The sequence below is a fragment of the Reyranella sp. genome, assembly GCF_965249915.1.
Lineage (GTDB): Bacteria > Pseudomonadota > Alphaproteobacteria > Reyranellales > Reyranellaceae > Reyranella.
Window position 1 is genome coordinate 4,435,951 of sequence record NZ_OZ252257.1, and the last position, 17,800, is coordinate 4,453,750.

Here is a 17,800-nt window from a genome sequence, read left to right on the forward strand (position 1 = left end):
CTACAATCGGTATGTTGGCGATTTAGATACAGGTTGTATGTATGTCAAGACCCCGGACCCAGGCGGAGCGGCTGGCCGTCACGCGCGCGACATTGATGCGCGAGGCGCGGCTGATCTTCGCCGCCTCCGGCTACGACGCTGCGGCGACCGAGGAGATCGTGCAGCGGGCCAAGGTGACGCGCGGCGCGCTCTACTATCACTTCAAGGACAAGCGCGCCGTGTTCGAGGCCATCGTCGAGGAAGTCGCGAGCGAAATCGCAGCGGCGATCGACAAGAGGGCCGAGCCCGCTGGCGATCCCCTGCAGGCACTGATCGAGGGCACGCGCGCCTTCCTCGATGCCTGTCTCGATCCCGCCGTGCGCCGCATCTATCTGATCGATGCGCCCGCCGTGCTGGGCTGGCATCGCTGGCGCGAGATCGATGCGCCGCACGGCCTGCGCTCGCTGCGCGAGGGCGTTGCCGCTGTCCTCGCCGCACGGCCCGACCACAGCCTCAACGTCGAGCCCATCACCTTCCTGCTGTCCGGTGCCTTCAACGAAGCGGCCCTCTGGATCGCCGAAGCCAGGGACGAGAAAGCCGCCAGGCGCGAGATGGACCGCACCCTGGTCCAGCTCATGGAGCGGCTGTTTACGCCCCCTGCCGAACCCGCTCGACCGCCGCGAGCACGCGCTCGGGCGTAGCCGGCGCGTCGAGCCTCACGGGCGTCCTGCGGTTCCCCACCGCGCCGATCGCGTCCTTGAGCGCGGTCCAGACCGCGGTCGCCAGCATCAGCGGCGGCTCGCCGACAGCCTTGGAGCGGAAGATCGTGGACTCGCGCGAGGGGGCGTTCGCGAGCAGCTTCACGTTGAACACCGGCGGCACGTCGCGGCTGCCGGGAATCTTGTAGGTGGACGGCCCTGCCGTACGCAGCCGGCCCTTGGCGTCCCACCACAGTTCCTCGCAGGTGAGCCAGCCCTGGCCCTGCACGAAGGCGCCCTCGATCTGGCCGAGATCGATGGCGGGATTGAGCGACTGCCCGCAATCCTGGACGAGGTCGGCGCGCAGCACGCGGCTCTCGCCGGTCAGCGTGTCGATCGCGACTTCCGCCATGGCCGCGCCGAAGGAGAAATAGAAGAACGGCCGGCCGTGCATCGCGACGGGATCCCAATGGATCTTCGGCGTCTTGTAGTAGCCGGTCGCGGAGAGCGAGACGCGACCGAGCCAGCAGAGCTTGGCGAGCTCGCCGAAGCTCAGCACTTGATTGCTGCCGGGCCTGGCGATGCGCACGTTGCCCTCGGCGAATTCGATGTCGGCTTCGGCCACACCGAAATGCTCGGCGGCATAGGCCACCATGCGTTCGCGGATCGTGTTCGCCGCGTCCCACGCCGCCCAGCCGTTGAGGTCGGACCCCGTCGAGGCCGCGGTCGGCGAAGTGTTGGGCACCTCGGCGGTCGAGGTGGCGGAGGGCCGGATGCGGTCGACATCGACCTTGAACACCTCGGCCACCACCTGGGCCACCTTGATGAAAAGCCCCTGCCCCATCTCCGTACCGCCATGGTTCAGGCGGATCGAGCCGTCGGTATAGACATGCACCAGCGCGCCCGCCTGGTTCATGTGCGGCAGGTTGAAGGAGATGCCGAACTTCAGCGGGAAGAATCCCAGCCCGCGCTTCAGCACCGGGTTGGCCGCGTTGAAGGCATCGATCTCGGCGCGCCGCCGCTCCAGTTCGCCGCCGGCCTTCACTTCGGCCCAGCAGCGCTCCAGATGATTCTCGTCGACCGTCTGGCCGTAGGGCGTTTCGTCCCGGCCCTCGGCATAGAAGTTGAGCGCGCGCACCTCGACCGGATCGCGGCCAAGATGGTGCGCGATGCGGTCGAGCGCATCCTCCATCACCACCACGCCCTGCGGCCCGCCGAAGCCGCGGAACGCCGTGTTCGACTGCTTGTTGGTGCGGCAGGCATAGCCGACAGCCCGGAAGTGCGGGATCCAGTAGGCGTTGTCGGTATGGGTGAGCGCCCGCGTCACCACGCCGGGAGTCATGTCGAGACTCCAGCCGGCATCGGCCGCCAGCACGGCGTCGAGCGCCAGGACGCGGCCTTCGCCGTCGAAGCCCACCGTATAGCGATAGTCGAAGCCATGGCGCTTGCCGGTCGTCAGCATGTCGACCTCGCGCGGCAGGCGAAGCTTCACCGGCCGCCCGGTATGGTTGGCCGCGACCGCCGCCGCCGCCGCGACCCACGACGCATTGCTCTCCTTGCCGCCGAAGCCGCCGCCCAGACGGCGCACCACCGCCGTCACGCGATTGAAGTCCCAGCCCAGCAGCCGGGCGCAGACATGCTGGACCTCGGTCGGATGCTGGGTCGAGGAATGGACGGTGATGTCGCCGTCCTCGCCGGGCAACGCAAAGGCGATCTGGCCCTCGAGATAGAAATGCTCCTGCCCGCCGACGCTGAATTCGGCGGTGAGCCGATGCGGCGCGCCGGCCAGAGTCGCCTCCGGATCGCCGCGCACGATCGTGGCCGGTGCCTGCACGTAGGATTCGCGGGCGAGCGCCGTCGCAATGTCGAGGACCGGCTCCTCGGCTTCGATCTCCACGACGACCTTTTCGGCGGCCGCCCGCGCGGCGTCGAGGCTCTCGGCAACGACCATCGCCAGCGTCTGGCCCGCGAACTCGACCCGGTCGACGGCGAACAGCGGCTCGTTCTTGCCGATGGCCGCGATGTCGTTGCGGCCGGGAATGTCGTGGGGGCCGAGCACTGCCACCACGCCCGGCATTGCCGACGCTGCGGAGAAATCGGTCGTCACGAGTCGTCCGCACGCCACCCGGCTCAAGACCAGGGCCCCATGCAGTGTGCCCGGCGGTTCGGGCATGTCGTCGATATAGAGGGCCTGCCCGGTGACATGCTTCAACGCGCTGTCGTGGCGGCGCGCGACGTGGACCTTGCCGCTCATAGCGCCTCGACCTCCAGCACCCGTCCCGGCTCGGCGAGGCGCAGCTCCAGCCGCCGCAGCAGGTTGGCCGCGACCTGCCGGCGATAGGCGGCCGAGCCGCGCCAGTCGTCGAGCGGCTTGAAGTCGGTCTCGATCGCTTCGATCGCGGCCGCAAACCCGTCCTTCAGCAGGGCCGCCTCGGCCGCCCGCGCCCGGCGCGGCGTCGCCGCCATGCCGCCGAAGGCCAGCCGCGCATCCTCGATCCTGCCGTTGCGGATGCGCACGCGGTAGGCGCCGGCGACGGTCGAGATGTCCTGGTCGCGGCGCTTGCTCACCTTGTCACAGTGGAAGGTCTCGCCCGCCCACAGGCGCGGCATCGAAAGACTCTGGATGATCTCGTCCGCCGCCAGTTCGGTCTTGCGATAGTCGAGGAAGAACGCGTCGAGCGGGATTTCGCGGGTACCCCGCTTCGACACCAGGGTCAGGCTGGCTTCCAGCGCCAGCAGAACCGGCGGCATGTCGCCGATCGGCGAGGCCGTACCGATATTGCCGCCGATCGTGCCCATGTTGCGGATCTGCCGCGACCCCAGCCGCGAGAGATAGGGTCGGAGGGCGGGAAAGGCCTCGATCAGGGTCGGCGCGGCGGCTTCATAGGTGGCGGCGGCGCCGATCGTGATCTTGTCCGCGGTCGCAGAGATCGCCGCCAGCTCGGGCACGTGCATCAGATGGATCACCGCCTTCGGCGGCTTGCGCTCGCGGCTGGCCAGCAGGCCGAGATCGGTGCCGCCAGCCAGCAGAAACGCCTCGGGATGGGCGGCACGCAGGGCCAGAAGTTCGTCGAGGCTGCGCGGCGCGAAGAAGGCGCCATCGAAGGCGGTCGACGTCGTTCTCGGCGACAGGAGAGGCGCCGGCGGCGGCTCGACGGCAAGTCCGGCGATCCGGGTCATCGCCTCGACGATCGGCCGGTAGCCGGTGCAGCGGCAGAGATTGCCGGCCAGGGCTTCGTGGATCGCTTCAGGGTCGGCCGTGCCGCCGTTGCTCGCATGGGCCAGCGCCGACATCACGAAACCCGGCGTGCAGAAGCCGCATTGCGTGGCATCGGCCTCGGCCATCGCCGTCTGGACCGGGTGCGGCCCACCGTCGACGCCGCGCAGCCCTTCGACCGTACGCACCGACTGGCCGTCGAGCTGACCCAGCAGGACGATGCAGGAATTGACCGCGTCGCGCCGGCCCTCGCGTTCCAGCACCACGGTGCAGGCGCCGCAATCGCCTTCGGCGCAGCCCTCCTTGGTGCCGCGCAGGCCGCGATGGTCGCGCAGCCAGTCGAGCAGGGTCGTCACCGGCGAAACGCCGACGATCTCCACATGCTTGTCATTGAGGGTGAACCGAACGTTATCCGCCATGCGAACAGGATGCTGGGCGTTGAAGTGCAACGCAACACGTGTTGCACTCGTCATGCCAACCCAAGAAAGAAAGTGCCCGGATGGACCCCTATCGATTCGGCTATTCCCCCATCGTCGAACGACCGAAGCTCTCCTGGCCCAACAATGCCCGCGTCGCGGTCTGGGTCTGCCCCAACATCGAGCATTACGAATATATTCCGGCCGAGGTGCGCGTGCGCAATCCGTGGCCGCGCATGCCGCATCCCGACGTGCTGGGCTATGGCGGCCGCGACTACGGCAACCGAGTCGGCCTGTGGCGCATGTTCGAGGTGCTGGACAAGCACAGCATCCGCTGCACCGTCTCGCTCTCGATGTCGGTGATCGAGATGTATCCCGAGATCCTCGAGGCCATGGAAGCGCGCCGCTGGGAATATATGAGCCACGGCTACTTCAACACGCGCTATCACTGGGGCTACGAGGAGCAGGAAGAGCGCGAGGTCATCGAGCACAGCAAGGCGACCCATCTGCGACTCACCGGCCGCAAGCTGCGCGGCTGGTTCTCGCCGGCCGTCTCCAACACGCTGAACACGCCGGACCTCGTGAAGGAGGCCGGCCTCGAGTATTTCTGCGACTTCTATCACGACGACCAGCCGACGCCGCTCGCGACCAAGCACGGGCCGCTGATCCACGTGCCCTACTCGATGGATCTCAACGACGCGATGATCTACCGCCAGCCGGTCGAGGCGGAAGAATTTGCCCAGATGATCATCGACCATTTCGACACGGTCTATCGCGAGGGCGGCGAGAATGGCCGCGTCATGTGCCTCGCGCTGCATCCCTACATGATGGGCGCCCCGCACCGGCTGAAGCATCTCGACCGCGCGCTGTCCTATATCCGCCAGCACAAGGATGCCTGGGTCTGCACCGCCGAGGAGATCCTCGACTGGTATGTCGCCAACGGGCTGAAACCCTATCAGCAGCATCTCGGGAAGGAGGCGTGACATGACCACCGTTCCCAAGAACCCGCCGCCGCTGCCCGCCGGGATGGACAATCCCTGGTACGACTACGCTCCCTATCCGAAGCGGCCCAAGCTCAACTGGCCGCGCAACGCCCGCGTCGCCTTCTACGTCGTGCTCCATCTCGAATACTACGAGCTGCTGCCGCCGGACGGCGTCGTGAAGGACAGCCGCTTCACCGGCGAGTTCGGCACCTACCATCCCGATTACCGCACCTGGACGCAGCGCGAATACGGCAACCGTACCGGCATCTTCCGCGTCCTCGACGTGCTGGATCGCTACCAGATCCGCGCCGGCGTCGCCGTCAATGCGATGGCGGCCGAACGCTATCCCTTCCTGATGGAGCAGTTCCGCAAGCGGAACTACGAGATCATCGGTCACGGCGTGTCGGCCAACCGCATGATCAGCTCGAAGATGAGCGAGGCCGAGGAGAAGCAGGAGATCGCAACCTCGATCGCCGCGATCGAGCAGGCGACCGGCGCGGCGCCCAAGGGCTGGCTCGGCCAGGAATTCGGCGAGAGCCAGCGCACGCCGAAGCTGCTGGCCGATGCCGGCCTCGACTACGTTCTGGACTGGCCCAACGACGACCAGCCCTATGCGATGCATGTCGGCGACGGCCGGAAGTTCGTCTCGCTGCCGAACCAGCCGGAATGGGACGACGTGCAGCAGCTCTGGCTGCGGCGCATCAACACCACGCGCTATCCCGACATCGTGGGCGACGCTTTCGAGCTGCTGCATCGCGAGGGCGGCCAGGTGTTCAATCTGTCGATCCATCCCTGGCTGATGGGCATGGCGCATCGCATCAAATATCTCGACGAAGCGCTGCGCCGCGTCGAGCGCTTCGGCAATGTCTGGCAGGCAACGCCGGGCGACGTGGCCAAGCACTATCGCGAAACGATGATGGGCTGAGCGCGTGACCGCCTTCTGGCTCGATACGCTCGCGGCGTTCATCGCGGACTTCCGCTTCGACCAGCTTCCGGCCGCCACGGTCGAGCAGAGTTCCTACGTCATCCTCGACACGATCGGCGCCATCGTGGGCGGCGCGGCCGAACCCGAGATGCAGGCGCTGACGGCGAAGCTGACCGTCAGCCCGGTCGGCGAGGCTGCGGTGATGGGCACCGGCAGGACGGCCGTGTCGGCCGCCGCCGCCTTCCTGAACGGCACCGCCGGCACCTTCCTCGAAATGGACGAGGGCAACCGCTTCGCCAAGGGCCATCCCTCGATCCACGCCCTGCCCGCCGTCTGGGCGATGGCCGAGATCAAGGGTCTCTCCGGCAAGGCCGCGATGGAGGCGCTGGTCCTGGGCTACGAAGTCGGCGCGCGCATCGGCATCGCGGCCTCGCTGCGGCCCGACATGCACCCGCATGGCACCTGGGGCACGGTGGGCGCCGCGGCCGCCGTCGCCAAGCTGCTGGGCTACGACGCGGCGCGAATCCGCGAGACCATCAACGTCGCCTCCTCGCTGACCCTCGCCAGCTCCAAGCGCACGATGCTGGAGGGCGGCACGGTGCGGAACGCCTATGCCGGCATATCGAACCGCATGGCGCTGATGGCGATCGATCTCGTCGAGGCGGGCTTCATCGGCGAGCGCGACGGCCTGTCCAGCGTGTTCGGCAAGGTTGTCTCCGAGCGCTTCGACACGGCGCGCATGATCGACGGGCTGGGCCGCGACTGGCAGATCGACCAGAACTATTTCAAGCTTCATTCCTGCTGCCGCTACAATCACGGCGCGCTCGATGCGCTCGACCTCCTGCTCGCCAAGGAAGCCGTCGCGGCGGATGCGGTCGAGCGTGTGGATGTGGCGAGCTATCTCTACGCCGCCGAGCTCGACGACCAGGCGCCGCGCAACACGCTGGCCGGCAAATTCTCCGTGCCCTTCGCGGTCGCCACGCGCCTGGTGCGCGGCTCCTCGCGGGTCGAGAACTTCACCTGGGATGCCCTGCGCGACGAGCGGGTGCAGACTCTCGCTAGGCGCGTCTTCGTGACAGAGGACAAGGCGATGACGGCGAAGCTGCCGCAGTTCCGCCCGGCGCGGGTCGACGTCCGGCTGCGCGACGGCCGCACGCTCTCGGCCTCCGTCGAGGCCAATCGCGGCGACGATCAGGATCCCTACTCGCGGGACGAGTTGACCGGGAAGTACTTCTCGCTCGCGGCACGGATGTTGCCTCACGAAGTCGCCGACGACATACGCAAGAAGATTCTGGTTCTGGATAGCATCGCCGACATACGCTCGATCTTCGCTCGTTGATCTGCCGGGAGGGTTTGATGACCACGCAACGGACGCAGGCGCTTTCACGCCGGACCTTCCTGGCCGGCAGCACGGCCCTGGCGGGCGCCATCGGCGCCCCCGGCGTGGCCGGCGCCCAGCCCGCCGCCGTGAAGGTGGGCCTGATCCATCCCGTCACCGGCTTCGTCGCCTATAACGGCCAGCAGAGCCGGCTGGGCGGCACGATGGCCATCGAGGACGTGAACAAGGCGGGCGGCATCAAGTCGATGGGCGGCGCGAAGCTCGAAGCGCTGCTGGGCGACAGCCAGTCCAAGGTCGAGGTCGGCGTCAGCGAAGTCGAGAAGATGAACGAGCAGGGCGTGGCCGCCTATATCGGCTGCTTCCAGAGCCCGGTCGGCATCGCCGCCAGCCAGGCCGCCGCGAAATACGGCACGCCCTTCCTGGTCGATGTCGGCGCCTCCGACCTGCTGATGAGTCGCGGCCTCAAGAACGTGTTCCGCCTGAAGCCGGGCTTCGGCGTCTGCGTCGACGACGGCATCGCCTCGCTGGGGGCGCTGAACAAGGCCGCCAACAACGTCGCCAAGACGGCGGTGATCGTCCACGAATCGGGCGAATTCGGCACCGGCACGGCCAAGCTGCTGGCCGGCAAGCTGCCCTCGATCGGCATCGCGGCGAAGGAGCTGATCGCCCACGACAATCCGACGCGCAACTTCGACAATATCGCGCTGCGCATCCGCTCGCTGGCACCCGACATCGTCATGATGTCGAATTACGGCAACGAATACATGCTGCTGGCGCGCACCCTCTACCAGCAGAAGGTGAACGTCGCGGGCTTCTTCTCGATCCTGGGCGGCGGCTTCAACTACAAGTTCGTCAAGGAGATGCCCGACGTCTCCCAGTACATGATGGACGTGAACCACTGGTACAACCCGAAGAGCCCGCAGGCCCAGGCGCTGAAGAAGCGCGTCGAGGCCACGGGCGCGCTGTTCACCTTCGAGGTCTATCTCACCTACACCAACGTCATGCTGCTGGCCGATGCGCTGGAGCATGCGGGTTCGGCCGACAAGGAGAAGCTGATCGCGGCGCTGGCCGCCTCGACCTTCAAGGCCGAGCTGATGCCTTATGGGCCGACCAAGTTCGTCGACGGCCAGAACCAGGGCGGGCGGCCGGCCACCATGCAGTCGCTCAAGGGCGACATCGAGGTGATCGCCCCCGAGGAATTCGCCTCGGCCAAGGCGGTGTTTCCCAAGCCGAAGCTCTGAAGGCTTCCGGGTGATATCGAATCGTATCGGACTCCCCAAGAAAGACCTCACCCTGAGGAGCGAACGCAGTGAGCGTCTCGAAGGGTGGGCACGAGCACCGCGTCTGCTACCCATCCTTCGAGACGGCCCTTCGGGCCTCCTCAGGATGAGGAGTAAACCTGTAACCGAAAGAAGCTAAGGGACGTGTTCGACCCCGCCTTTCTCCTCGCGGGCGTCCTGAACGGCCTTCTGGCCGGCGGCATCTATGTTCTGGTCGCCGTCGGCCTCACGCTGATCTACGGCGTGCTGCACATCATCAACTTCGCCCATGGCAGCCTGCTGATGCTGGCCATGTATGCCGTCTTCTATCTCTGGCGCCTCATCGGCATCGATCCCTATGCCGCCCTGCCGGTGGTGATCGCCGGCGCCTTCGGCTTCGGCTTCGTGCTCTACCGCCTGCTGATCGGCCGCTACAATCACGGCCGGGACGAGAACATCCTGCTGATCACGCTGGGCCTCTCGATCGTGATCGACAATGTCGCGCTGCTGTTCTTCGGCGGCGACACGCAGACCATCGACGTTCCCTACGCCGGCACTTTCGTCGAGATCGGTGCCGCCTTCCTGCCGCTGCCCAAGATCATCTCGTTCGGCGCCTCGCTGGTGATCTGCGCGGCGCTCGGCCTCTACATGGCGAAGAGCGACATGGGCAAGGCGATCCGCGCCGTCGCCAAAGAGAGGCAGGGCGCGCGCCTGGTCGGCATCGATGTCGACAACGTCTTCGCCGTCTCCTACGGCATCGGCATCGCCTGCCTCGGCGCCGCGGCCTGCCTGCTGATGCCGACCTATTACGTGACGCCCTCGTCGGGCCATGCCTTCGTGCTCGTGGCCTTCACCATCGTCGTGCTGGGCGGCATGGGCAGCTTCGCCGGCGCGGCGGTCGGCGGCTTCATCATCGGCATCACCGAATCGCTGGGCGGCCTGTTCCTGGGCGAGCAGCTCGGCCAGATCGGCATCTCCCTGATCTTCATCCTGATCCTGCTGCTGAAGCCCACCGGCCTGTTCGGGAGCAAGGCGTGAGCCGCGCGGCCCTCCTGTGCGTTCTGGGCCTCGCGACGGCGCTGGCCTGGCCGCTGCTGGTGCCGAACTACCTCGTCACCCTGGGCATGCTGATCCTGTTCACCGCCTTCATCGGCCAGTCGTGGAACATCGCCGGCGGCTTCGCGGGCCAGACCTCGTTCGGCCATGTCGTGTTCTTCGGCACCGGCGCCTATACCTCGACCATCCTGCAGGTGAGCTACGGCTGGAATCCCTGGGTCGCCTGGCTCGCCGCCATGGCCGCGGGCGGCGCGGTCGGCTGGATGATCGCCGTGCTTTCCTTCCGGGCCGGGCTGCGCGGTTCCTACTTCGCGCTGATCACGCTGGCCTTCGCCGAAGTCTTCCGCATCCTCGCCAACTCGGTGCCCTTCACCAAGGGCGGGCTGGGCATGCTGATCAAGGCCGACCCGCGGCCCATCAACTTCCAGTTCAAGGATCCGATCTGGATCTACTACCTCGCCCTGCTGCTCTGCGTCGTTTCGCTGCTGATCGCCTGGCAGCTCACGCGCAGCCGCTTCGGCGCACGGCTGGTGGCGATCCGCGAGAACGAGGATGCGGCGCGGGCACTGGGCATCGATGTCTTCGCCGAGAAGGTGAAGGTGCTCACTCTGTCGGGCGCGATGTGCGCGGCCGGCGGGACCTTCTATGCGCAGAAATACCTCTACATCGATCCCGGCATTGCCTTCGGCGTCGACAAGTCGGTCGAGATGCTGCTGGTCAGCATGGTGGGCGGCGCCGGCACGATCTTCGGGCCGCTGATCGGCTCCTTCACCCTGATGGGCATCAACGAGGTGACGCGCTGGCTGGCCAGTGTCGTACCGGCCCTCAAGAACGTCCAGCCGCTCAGCCTCGTCGTCTATGGCATCATGCTGATCCTGATCGTGGCGCGACTGCCCGACGGGCTGATGAGCCTGTTCCGCAGAAAGCTGCGCCATGCTTGAGGTGCGCGAGATCTCGAAATCCTTCGGCGGCCTCAAGGCTGTCGACAGCGCCTCGCTCGATGTAGCGCGCGGCGAGATCGTGGGCCTGATCGGGCCCAATGGCGCGGGCAAGACGACGCTTTTCGCGACCATTGCCGGCTTTCACCGGCCCGACGCGGGCACGGTTTCCTTCGAAGGCAAGCCGATCGGCGGGCTCGCGCCGCATCGCATCTGCGCCGCCGGCATGGTCCGCACCTTCCAGATCACGCAGCCCTTCGCGGGCATCAGCGTGCGCGAGAACATCATGGTCGGCGCCTATCTCCACACCGCCGACCGCCGTCTCGCAGCGCGTGAAGCCGAGGCGGTGGCGGCCCTGGTCGGCATGAGGGACCAGCTCGACCAGCGCGGCGCCGACCTCACCGTCGCCGGCCGCAAGCGTCTCGAACTCGCGCGCGCCCTGGCGACCGGGCCGCGGCTCCTGCTGCTCGACGAGGTGATGGCCGGGCTCAACCCGACGGAGATCGTCGAGATCGTGGGCGTCATCCGCAACATCCGCGCCTCCGGCGTCACCATCCTGCTGATCGAGCATGTCATGCAGGCGGTGACCTCGCTGGCCGAGCGCGTCTACGTGCTGAACCAGGGCCGCATGATCGCGGAAGGCACGCCGGCGGCCATCGCCGACGACGAAGCCGTCATCGAAGCCTATCTCGGCCACGGCGCCGCCAAGGTGCTGCGTGCTTGAGGTCGCGGCCCTGCGCGCGGGTTACGGCGCCATCGAGGTGCTGCGCGGCGTCGACCTCACGGTCGGCGCGGGCGAGATCGTGGCGCTGCTGGGCAGCAACGGCGCCGGCAAGTCGACGCTCAACAACAACGTGTCCGGCCTCTACCGGCCGCGCGGCGGCTCGATCCGCTTCGACGGCGAGGAGATCACGGGCGTCTCCTCCATGCGCATCGTCGAAGCGGGCCTCGTGCAGGTGCCGGAAGGCCGCCGCGTCTTCCCGACCCTATCGGTGCGCGACAATCTCGAACTCGGCAGCTATCGCCGCGGCAAGCCCCACCGTGCCGCCAACCTGGAGCGGGTGCTGGAGACCTTTCCGCGTCTGCGCGAGCGCCTCACCCAATCCGCCGGCACTCTCTCGGGCGGCGAGCAGCAGATGCTGGCGATCGGCCGCGGTCTGATGGGCGAGCCCCGGCTGCTGATCCTCGACGAGCCCTCGCTCGGCCTGTCGCCGCTCCTGGTCGAGGAGATGTTCGGCCTGATCGGCCGTCTCAACGGCCAAGGCCTCGCGATCCTCCTGGTCGAGCAGAACGTCGTGCAGTCGCTCGCGATCGCCCATCGCGCCTATGTGCTGGAGAACGGCCGCATCGCGCTGTCCGGCAGCGCCGCCGACCTCGCCCGCGATCCCGATCTGCGGCGCAGCTATCTCGGTCACTGACGCAACGCTGCAGGAGTCGAACATGCAATCCAATCTCCTCAACTCCTGGCAATTCTGGGCGCTGTTGTCGGCGGCCTTCGCCGCCCTGACCGCCATCTTCGCCAAGGTCGGCATCGAGAACGTCAATTCCGATTTCGCGACCTTCATCCGCACGATCGTGATCCTGGGCGTGCTGGGCGTGATCCTCGTCGGCACCGGCCAGTGGCAGCCGCTCGCCTCGGTGTCGCAGCGGACCTACCTGTTCCTGATCCTGTCCGGGTTGGCGACCGGTGGCTCGTGGATCTGCTACTTCCGCGCCCTCAAGATCGGTGATGCTGCCCGGGTCGCGCCGATCGACAAGCTGAGCATCGTGCTGGTGGCCGTGTTCGGCGTGCTCTTCCTCGGCGAGAAGCTTTCGGGTGCAAACTGGGCCGGCGTCGCGCTGATCGCCGCGGGCGCGCTGCTCGTCGCCTACAAGGGATGAGTCAGGCTGCCTCGCCTGCGACCCAGCCCGACGACCAGGCCCACTGGAAATTGTAGCCGCCCAGCCAGCCGGTGACGTCGACCGCCTCGCCGATCGCGAACAGGCCCGGCACCTTCTTCGCTTCCATCGTCCTCGAAGAAAGCTCGTTGGTGTCGATGCCGCCCACGGTCACCTCGGCCTTGGCGTAGCCCTCGGTGCCGGTGGGCGTGACGTGCCAGGCCTTCAGTTCGGCCGCCAGGGCTTCGAGGTCCTTGTCGCGCCGCTCGCCGATCACGCCTTCCGGCGCCAGCGCCTGCGCGAGGCGATCGGGCATCAGGTCGCCCACGATATTGCGCAGCTCGGCCTTGGGCCTGAGCCGCTTGCGGCCCTTGAGGAAGGTGGCCGCGTCGCTGTCGGGCAGCAGATCGACCGTGATCTCCTGGCGCGGCTGCCAGTACGAGGAAATCTGCAGGATCGCGGGCCCCGAGAGGCCGCGATGGGTGAACAGCATGGCCTCGCGGAAGCGCGTGCGGCCGACGCTCGCCACCACGTCGAGCGATACGCCGGCGATGTCCGGTACGCGCGCCGTGAAGGGCACGAGGCCCGGCCGCGTGTCGGTGACACGCAGCTTGAAGTGGCGCGCCACCTCGTGCGCGAAGCCGGTCGCGCCCATCTTCGGGATCGACAGGCCGCCGGTCGCCAGCACGACGGAGGCCGCGGTGAAATCGCCGTGGTCCGTCATCACCGTGAAGCGGTCGGACTTCTCGACGCGCGTGATCGTGTGCGCCACCCGCACGTCGACGCCGACCGCCGCGCATTCGTCCAGAAGCATCGCCACGATCTGGCGCGCCGAGCCGTCGCAGAAGAGCTGGCCCAGCGTCTTCTCGTGCCAGGCGATACGGTGCTTGTTCACCAGATCGATGAAGTCGTGCTGCGTGTAGCGCGCCAGCGCCGATTTGCAGAAGTGCGGATTGGCCGACAGGAAGGCCTCGGGCCGCGCGTCGAGGTTGGTGAAATTGCAACGCCCACCGCCCGAGATCAGGATCTTCTTGCCGACCTTCTCGGCATGGTCGAGCAGCAGGACCTTGCGGCCGCGCTGGCCCGCCCGCATCGCACACATCAATCCCGCGGCGCCGCCGCCCAGGACGACGACGTCGAACCCCTGCGGCTGGCTCACGCCAGCGCCTTGCCCATGATCCACAGCGCGGCGGCGAGGCCCGCGATGGCGCCGGCGACCGAACTGCCGACATACAGGCCCGCCATCAGGTATTCATGCCGCTCCCACAGGAGCACGGCGTCGAGCGAGAAGGCGGAGAAGGTCGTGAAGCCGCCCATCACACCCGTCGCGAGGAACAGGCGAAGGTGGCCGGCCGCACCGACCCGTTCGGCGAACCAGCCGGTGATCAGGCCCATCACGATGGACCCCAAGATGTTGATCACCAGCGTGTGCCAGGGAAAGTGCGAGCCCAGAAGGCGCGCCACCCAGATGTTCATCCCGTGTCGCGCGGCGCCACCGATGCCGGCGCCGACGAAAACGATCAGGTAGCTCATGTCCCACGCCCTCCGAACTTCGTCTTCCAGTCGGGCACGGCATTCGCGAAAGGCAGCGCCGTCGCCTCGTAAACGCCGCGCGCCACGGCCCGCGCCAGGCAATCGGCCGCCACCGTGCCGAGTTCCGTGAGGACCGGCGGCTCACCGCCCCGGCCCGCCTTGCCGGTCGCGGCGGCAAACACCGTGTCGCCGTCGTTCGGCGCATGCACGGGGCGCAGCGACCTGGAAAGTCCGTCGTTCGCCATGATGGCAAGCCGCTTGCACTCCGCCTTGGTGAGCGTCGCATCCGTCGCCACCAGCGCGATGGTGGTCGCCGTGACGGGCAAAGGCTGTCCCTTGAAGCGCAGCTTCAGCGCATCGTCGGGCAGCCGGGCCGGCCAGCCGAGGCCGCCGAACTCGTTTCCCTGCTCGTAGGCGCCCGCCCAGAAATGCGGACCGCTGCCGATCGTGGCCGAGCCCACCGCATTGACCGCAACCAGCGCGCCGACGGTGAAGCCCTGGCTGGTCTTCGCACTGGTGGAACCCAGGCCGCCCTTCAGTCCCGCCGTGGTGGCGCCGACACCGGCACCCGCCGTACCGAGCGCAAAGTCATGCGCCGCCACCAGCGCCGCGTCGCGGCCCAGGTTCCAGTATGGCGGCTCGTGCTTCACCGGCTCGCGCATCCAGTCCTTCTCGCCGCCATTGATCAGGTCGAACAGGATGGCCTGCACCGCCACGGGAATGGCCAGCCCGCCGAAGGTCCGGCCCTGCCCGCGCTGGCAGAGCACGGCCGAGGCGCCGCCCGCGGCGTCGAGGCCGTAGACCGAGCCGCCCGACAGCACGACGGCATCGATCGCCTGGCCCACCATCTCGGGCTCGAGCGATGTGCCCATCCGGTCGCCCGGCGCCCCGCCCAAGGTCGAGATGCTGGCGACGGCGCCCTGTTCGAAGATCGCGACCGTGGCGCCCGTGGCGGCGCGCATGTCCTGGGCGTTGCCGACCAGCACACCCGGCACGTCGGTGATCAGGTTTCTCATGTCAGGAACTCGCCGCCGTTCACGTGGATCGTCTGGCCGGTGATGAAGGTGCCTTCCGGCCCGACCAGCAGCCGGACCATGGCCGCGATCTCCTCGACCGTGCCGAAGCGCTTCAGCGGAATCGGACGGTTCACGGCCGGACGCGCGCCCGCCGCAGCACCGCGCGTCGTGTCGATGGCGCCCGGCGCCAGCGCATTGCAGGTGATCCTGTGCGGCGCCAGCTCGACCGCCAGCGCCCGCATCAGGCCTTCGAGACCCGACTTCGAGGCCGATACGTGACAGCGGTTGGGCGTGCCGACATGGGTGGAGATGCCGGACAGCGCCACGAAGGCACCACCACCGCGCGCCACCATCTGCGGCACGATCGCCTTGCCCAGCAGGAAGGCGCCGTCGAGCGCGACCGACATGATCTCGCGCCACTCGTCGAACGACATGTCGAGGAAGGAGGTCTGGCGGCGCAGGCCGGCGTTGCTGACGAGAATGTCGACGCCGCCGAACTTCGCAGCCGCCTCGGCCGCGAGGCGCGGCGGCACGGACGGATCGGAGACGTCGCCCATCGCGGCCAGCGCCTTGCCGCCGGCGGCCTCGATCTCGGCCACGACGGCGTCGACCGCCGCCTTGTCCGAGCGTCCATTGACCACGAGCGCCGCACCGTCGCGCGCCAGGGTCAGCGCAATCGTGCGGCCGATATTCTTGCCCGCGCCCGTTACCAGCGCGACCTTGCCTTGCAGGGGTAATGACATGCCTTCTCCGCCCAGGGTCCGGCCGGGACCCTAGCGGAGATCGATTGCGAACTTAAGCGCGGCGCTAGCCCGCGACGATATAGGCCCGCAGCGCCTCGGTCTCGTGCTGCGCCTCTTCGAGACGGGCCTTCACCACGTCGCCGATCGAGACGAGGCCCAGCAGTTCGCCGTGCCGGACGACCGGCAGGTGACGGAAGCGACCGCGTGTCATGAGCTGCATGACATGCTCGATCGAATCGTCGGGATCGCAGGTCACGACATCGCGGGTCATGACCGAGCGTGCCTCGAGGTCGAGGGCAGCGGCGCCGTGCGTGGCGAAGGCCCGCACGAGGTCGCGTTCGGAAACGATGCCGGCGATCGAATCGTCGGCATCGAGGATCAGCACCGAGCCGATGTGACGCGTGCTGAGCTGCTGGGAAATCTGGCCGACCGAGGTGCCCGGTGTGACCGTGTAAACGAGACCGCCCTTGAGCGACAGGATATCGGAGACGAACATGGGTTCCCCCCTTCCGTGGTGATGGGTCCGGTACACAAGCCTACGCTGTAGCGCGGAGAGAGGTGGCGGGCGATAAAGCCCCTCATGAACGATGCCCGATCTGCCCTCGTCCTCTTCTCCGGTGGACAGGACTCCACCACGTGTCTGGCCTGGGCGCTAGAACGATTCACGCATGTTGAGACGGTCGCTTTCGACTACCGTCAGAGGCACCGAATCGAGCTCGATCAAAGACTTATCGTCCTTGAGCAGGTCCGGCGCCGCTTTCCGCACTGGGCGGACCGGCTGGGCGAAGACCATTTCATCGACATGGGCGTGCTCGGACAGATCAGTGACACGTCACTGACGCGGGACGTCGCCTTCGCGATGGAGAAGGACGGCTTGCCCAACAGCTTCGTGCCCGGCCGCAATCTGCTGTTCTTCACCTTCGCCGCGGCCGTCGCCTGGCGGCGCAACATCCGCAACCTGGTGGGCGGCATGTGCGAGACCGATTTCTCTGGCTATCCCGACTGCCGCGACAACACGATCAAGGCACTTCAGGTCACGCTCAATCTCGGCATGGATCGCGCCTTCGTCCTGCATACGCCGCTGATGTGGCTGGACAAGGCCGAGACGTGGGGACTTGCAAACGAACTGGGCGGCCAGCCGTTGGTCGACCTGATCCTGGAACACACCCACACCTGCTACGACAGCGTGCGGGGGCCCCGGCATGAATGGGGATACGGCTGCGGCGAATGCCCCGCCTGCGCCTTGCGCAAGCGGGGCTTCGTAGCGTGGCGCGAGGGCACGCCCTCGATCTAGCGAAGTGCTAGCGGCCGCCCGCCAGCTGACGCGCGCCGGTCAGGTTCTGCTGGATCTTCGGGAGCTGGCCCTGGGCATAGCGGCGGAGAGCGCCGTTGCCGCCGTCCTGCGAGTAGGCGCCGTACTGCGCGTTGGCATCGATATGGGCCGCGAGCTGGGCGTTGGCATAGGCGGTGTCGAATTCGACACCTTGCAGCACGTTCAGGCGCTGCAGCGTGGCGGTCCAGCCCGGCGCGTTGGCGGGATCGGGCGCGTAGGAAACGCCCGCTTCCTGACGCGACTTGCTCAGGTACTGCGCCGCCTCGGTCTGGTCGGCCACCATGCGGGCCGCGAAGCCGCGGATGTTCTCGTTCGTCGACTTGGCGAGCGCGAGACGGCCCGAGGCGATTTCGAAGTCGTTGAATTCCTGGGCAAAGCCCACGAAGCGGGCGTCCGGCAGCGCGTTGACGGCGAACGCGGCGGTGGCAGGGAGGGCCGAAAAGGCGGCGACGCCGAACAAAACCGAGCGGCGGGCGAGGGGCTGCAT

General features: G+C 67.5%; 19 protein-coding genes. 11 read left to right on the forward strand and 8 right to left on the reverse strand.

Translation table 11 applies throughout. The features are described 5' to 3' along the window. Window positions 1-41: 41 nt before the first annotated feature. On the forward strand, window positions 42-680 hold the full coding sequence (locus tag ACP15H_RS21960) for a TetR family transcriptional regulator (RefSeq protein ID WP_425068263.1): 639 nt from the start codon (window positions 42-44) through the stop codon (window positions 678-680). On the opposite strand, the gene xdhB is transcribed toward ACP15H_RS21960, so the two are convergent. Together xdhB and xdhA are read right to left on the reverse strand one after the other, a co-directional pair. Beyond that, window positions 628-2,931: a xanthine dehydrogenase molybdopterin binding subunit gene (gene xdhB, locus ACP15H_RS21965; protein ID WP_425068264.1), complete on the reverse strand. Its 2,304-nt coding sequence runs from the start codon at window positions 2,929-2,931 to the stop codon at window positions 628-630. The two genes, ACP15H_RS21960 and xdhB, sit on opposite strands and share 53 nt — an antisense overlap. Further along, window positions 2,928-4,313 carry a xanthine dehydrogenase small subunit gene (gene xdhA / locus ACP15H_RS21970; RefSeq protein WP_425068265.1) on the reverse strand — a complete coding sequence of 462 codons (1,386 nt, stop codon included), beginning with the start codon at window positions 4,311-4,313 and terminating at the stop codon, window positions 2,928-2,930. Before xdhA ends, xdhB begins: the two co-directional genes overlap by 4 nt. 80 nt (window positions 4,314-4,393) lie before the next feature. Between xdhA and ACP15H_RS21975 the strand changes: the two genes are divergently transcribed. From ACP15H_RS21975 to ACP15H_RS22015, 9 genes are all read left to right on the forward strand, one after another. Then, window positions 4,394-5,293, forward strand: coding sequence for a polysaccharide deacetylase family protein (locus ACP15H_RS21975; protein ID WP_425068266.1), 900 nt, complete (start codon window positions 4,394-4,396; stop codon window positions 5,291-5,293). A gap of 1 nt (window position 5,294) precedes the next feature. Next, window positions 5,295-6,218: a polysaccharide deacetylase family protein gene (locus ACP15H_RS21980; protein ID WP_425068267.1), complete on the forward strand. Its 924-nt coding sequence runs from the start codon at window positions 5,295-5,297 to the stop codon at window positions 6,216-6,218. A 4-nt stretch (window positions 6,219-6,222) separates the two neighbouring features. Further along, the gene (locus ACP15H_RS21985) at window positions 6,223-7,557 is read left to right on the forward strand and encodes an MmgE/PrpD family protein (protein WP_425068268.1); all 1,335 of its coding nucleotides are present in this window, start codon (window positions 6,223-6,225) and stop codon (window positions 7,555-7,557) included. A gap of 17 nt (window positions 7,558-7,574) precedes the next feature. Next, window positions 7,575-8,798, forward strand: coding sequence for an ABC transporter substrate-binding protein (locus tag ACP15H_RS21990; protein WP_425068269.1), 1,224 nt, complete (start codon window positions 7,575-7,577; stop codon window positions 8,796-8,798). A gap of 183 nt (window positions 8,799-8,981) precedes the next feature. Next, on the forward strand, window positions 8,982-9,854 hold the full coding sequence (locus ACP15H_RS21995) for a branched-chain amino acid ABC transporter permease (RefSeq protein WP_425068270.1): 873 nt from the start codon (window positions 8,982-8,984) through the stop codon (window positions 9,852-9,854). Further along, on the forward strand, window positions 9,851-10,813 hold the full coding sequence (locus tag ACP15H_RS22000) for a branched-chain amino acid ABC transporter permease (RefSeq protein WP_425068271.1): 963 nt from the start codon (window positions 9,851-9,853) through the stop codon (window positions 10,811-10,813). Before ACP15H_RS21995 ends, ACP15H_RS22000 begins: the two co-directional genes overlap by 4 nt. Continuing rightward, complete coding sequence (locus ACP15H_RS22005; RefSeq protein ID WP_425068272.1) at window positions 10,806-11,534, forward strand: ABC transporter ATP-binding protein; 729 nt, start codon at window positions 10,806-10,808, stop codon at window positions 11,532-11,534. The genes ACP15H_RS22000 and ACP15H_RS22005 overlap by 8 nt, the downstream gene beginning before the upstream one ends. Then, on the forward strand, window positions 11,527-12,228 hold the full coding sequence (locus tag ACP15H_RS22010; RefSeq protein ID WP_425068273.1) for an ABC transporter ATP-binding protein: 702 nt from the start codon (window positions 11,527-11,529) through the stop codon (window positions 12,226-12,228). Before ACP15H_RS22005 ends, ACP15H_RS22010 begins: the two co-directional genes overlap by 8 nt. A gap of 22 nt (window positions 12,229-12,250) precedes the next feature. Next, entirely contained in the window at window positions 12,251-12,691 is a 441-nt protein-coding gene (locus tag ACP15H_RS22015; RefSeq protein ID WP_425068274.1) for an EamA family transporter, read from the forward strand. 1 nt (window position 12,692) lies between these two features. Here ACP15H_RS22015 and ACP15H_RS22020 read toward each other — a convergent pair whose 3' ends face one another. The 5 genes from ACP15H_RS22020 to ACP15H_RS22040 all read right to left on the reverse strand — a co-directional run bounded on the left by ACP15H_RS22020 (window position 12,693) and on the right by ACP15H_RS22040 (window position 16,476). After that, window positions 12,693-13,847, reverse strand: coding sequence for an NAD(P)/FAD-dependent oxidoreductase (locus ACP15H_RS22020; protein WP_425068275.1), 1,155 nt, complete (start codon window positions 13,845-13,847; stop codon window positions 12,693-12,695). Continuing rightward, a complete protein-coding gene (crcB, locus tag ACP15H_RS22025) occupies window positions 13,844-14,221 on the reverse strand; it encodes a fluoride efflux transporter CrcB (protein WP_425068276.1) in 378 nt (125 codons plus the stop codon). The genes ACP15H_RS22020 and crcB overlap by 4 nt, the downstream gene beginning before the upstream one ends. Next, window positions 14,218-15,237, reverse strand: a complete 1,020-nt coding sequence (locus ACP15H_RS22030) for a P1 family peptidase (protein WP_425068277.1) — start codon at window positions 15,235-15,237, stop codon at window positions 14,218-14,220. Before ACP15H_RS22030 ends, crcB begins: the two co-directional genes overlap by 4 nt. Further along, a complete protein-coding gene (locus ACP15H_RS22035) occupies window positions 15,234-15,980 on the reverse strand; it encodes an SDR family NAD(P)-dependent oxidoreductase (protein ID WP_425068278.1) in 747 nt (248 codons plus the stop codon). Before ACP15H_RS22035 ends, ACP15H_RS22030 begins: the two co-directional genes overlap by 4 nt. Window positions 15,981-16,044: 64 nt before the next feature. Beyond that, a complete protein-coding gene (locus tag ACP15H_RS22040) occupies window positions 16,045-16,476 on the reverse strand; it encodes a CBS domain-containing protein (RefSeq protein ID WP_425068279.1) in 432 nt (143 codons plus the stop codon). An 84-nt stretch (window positions 16,477-16,560) separates the two neighbouring features. On the opposite strand from ACP15H_RS22040, the gene queC reads away from it, so the two are divergent. After that, on the forward strand, window positions 16,561-17,274 hold the full coding sequence (gene queC / locus ACP15H_RS22045; protein WP_425068280.1) for a 7-cyano-7-deazaguanine synthase QueC: 714 nt from the start codon (window positions 16,561-16,563) through the stop codon (window positions 17,272-17,274). Window positions 17,275-17,281: 7 nt separating this feature from the next. Here the strand turns inward: queC and ACP15H_RS22050 are convergent, their stop codons facing one another. Beyond that, window positions 17,282-17,800 carry a DUF4142 domain-containing protein gene (locus tag ACP15H_RS22050; protein ID WP_425068281.1) on the reverse strand — a complete coding sequence of 173 codons (519 nt, stop codon included), beginning with the start codon at window positions 17,798-17,800 and terminating at the stop codon, window positions 17,282-17,284.

What these genes read in the sequence shown, in the direction of transcription:
- xdhA (WP_425068265.1), bottom strand. Translation starts at nt 4,313, where the DNA reads ATGGCGGATAACGTTCGGTTCACCCTCAATGACAAGCATGTGGAGATC.
- ACP15H_RS22040 (WP_425068279.1), bottom strand. Translation starts at nt 16,476, where the DNA reads ATGTTCGTCTCCGATATCCTGTCGCTCAAGGGCGGTCTCGTTTACACG.
- ACP15H_RS22035 (WP_425068278.1), bottom strand. Translation starts at nt 15,980, where the DNA reads ATGTCATTACCCCTGCAAGGCAAGGTCGCGCTGGTAACGGGCGCGGGC.
- ACP15H_RS21960 (WP_425068263.1), top strand. Translation starts at nt 42, where the DNA reads ATGTCAAGACCCCGGACCCAGGCGGAGCGGCTGGCCGTCACGCGCGCG.
- xdhB (WP_425068264.1), bottom strand. Translation starts at nt 2,931, where the DNA reads ATGAGCGGCAAGGTCCACGTCGCGCGCCGCCACGACAGCGCGTTGAAG.
- ACP15H_RS21975 (WP_425068266.1), top strand. Translation starts at nt 4,394, where the DNA reads ATGGACCCCTATCGATTCGGCTATTCCCCCATCGTCGAACGACCGAAG.
- crcB (WP_425068276.1), bottom strand. Translation starts at nt 14,221, where the DNA reads ATGAGCTACCTGATCGTTTTCGTCGGCGCCGGCATCGGTGGCGCCGCG.
- ACP15H_RS22015 (WP_425068274.1), top strand. Translation starts at nt 12,251, where the DNA reads ATGCAATCCAATCTCCTCAACTCCTGGCAATTCTGGGCGCTGTTGTCG.
- ACP15H_RS22005 (WP_425068272.1), top strand. Translation starts at nt 10,806, where the DNA reads ATGCTTGAGGTGCGCGAGATCTCGAAATCCTTCGGCGGCCTCAAGGCT.
- ACP15H_RS21980 (WP_425068267.1), top strand. Translation starts at nt 5,295, where the DNA reads ATGACCACCGTTCCCAAGAACCCGCCGCCGCTGCCCGCCGGGATGGAC.
- ACP15H_RS22050 (WP_425068281.1), bottom strand. Translation starts at nt 17,800, where the DNA reads ATGCAGCCCCTCGCCCGCCGCTCGGTTTTGTTCGGCGTCGCCGCCTTT.
- ACP15H_RS21990 (WP_425068269.1), top strand. Translation starts at nt 7,575, where the DNA reads ATGACCACGCAACGGACGCAGGCGCTTTCACGCCGGACCTTCCTGGCC.
- queC (WP_425068280.1), top strand. Translation starts at nt 16,561, where the DNA reads ATGAACGATGCCCGATCTGCCCTCGTCCTCTTCTCCGGTGGACAGGAC.
- ACP15H_RS22030 (WP_425068277.1), bottom strand. Translation starts at nt 15,237, where the DNA reads ATGAGAAACCTGATCACCGACGTGCCGGGTGTGCTGGTCGGCAACGCC.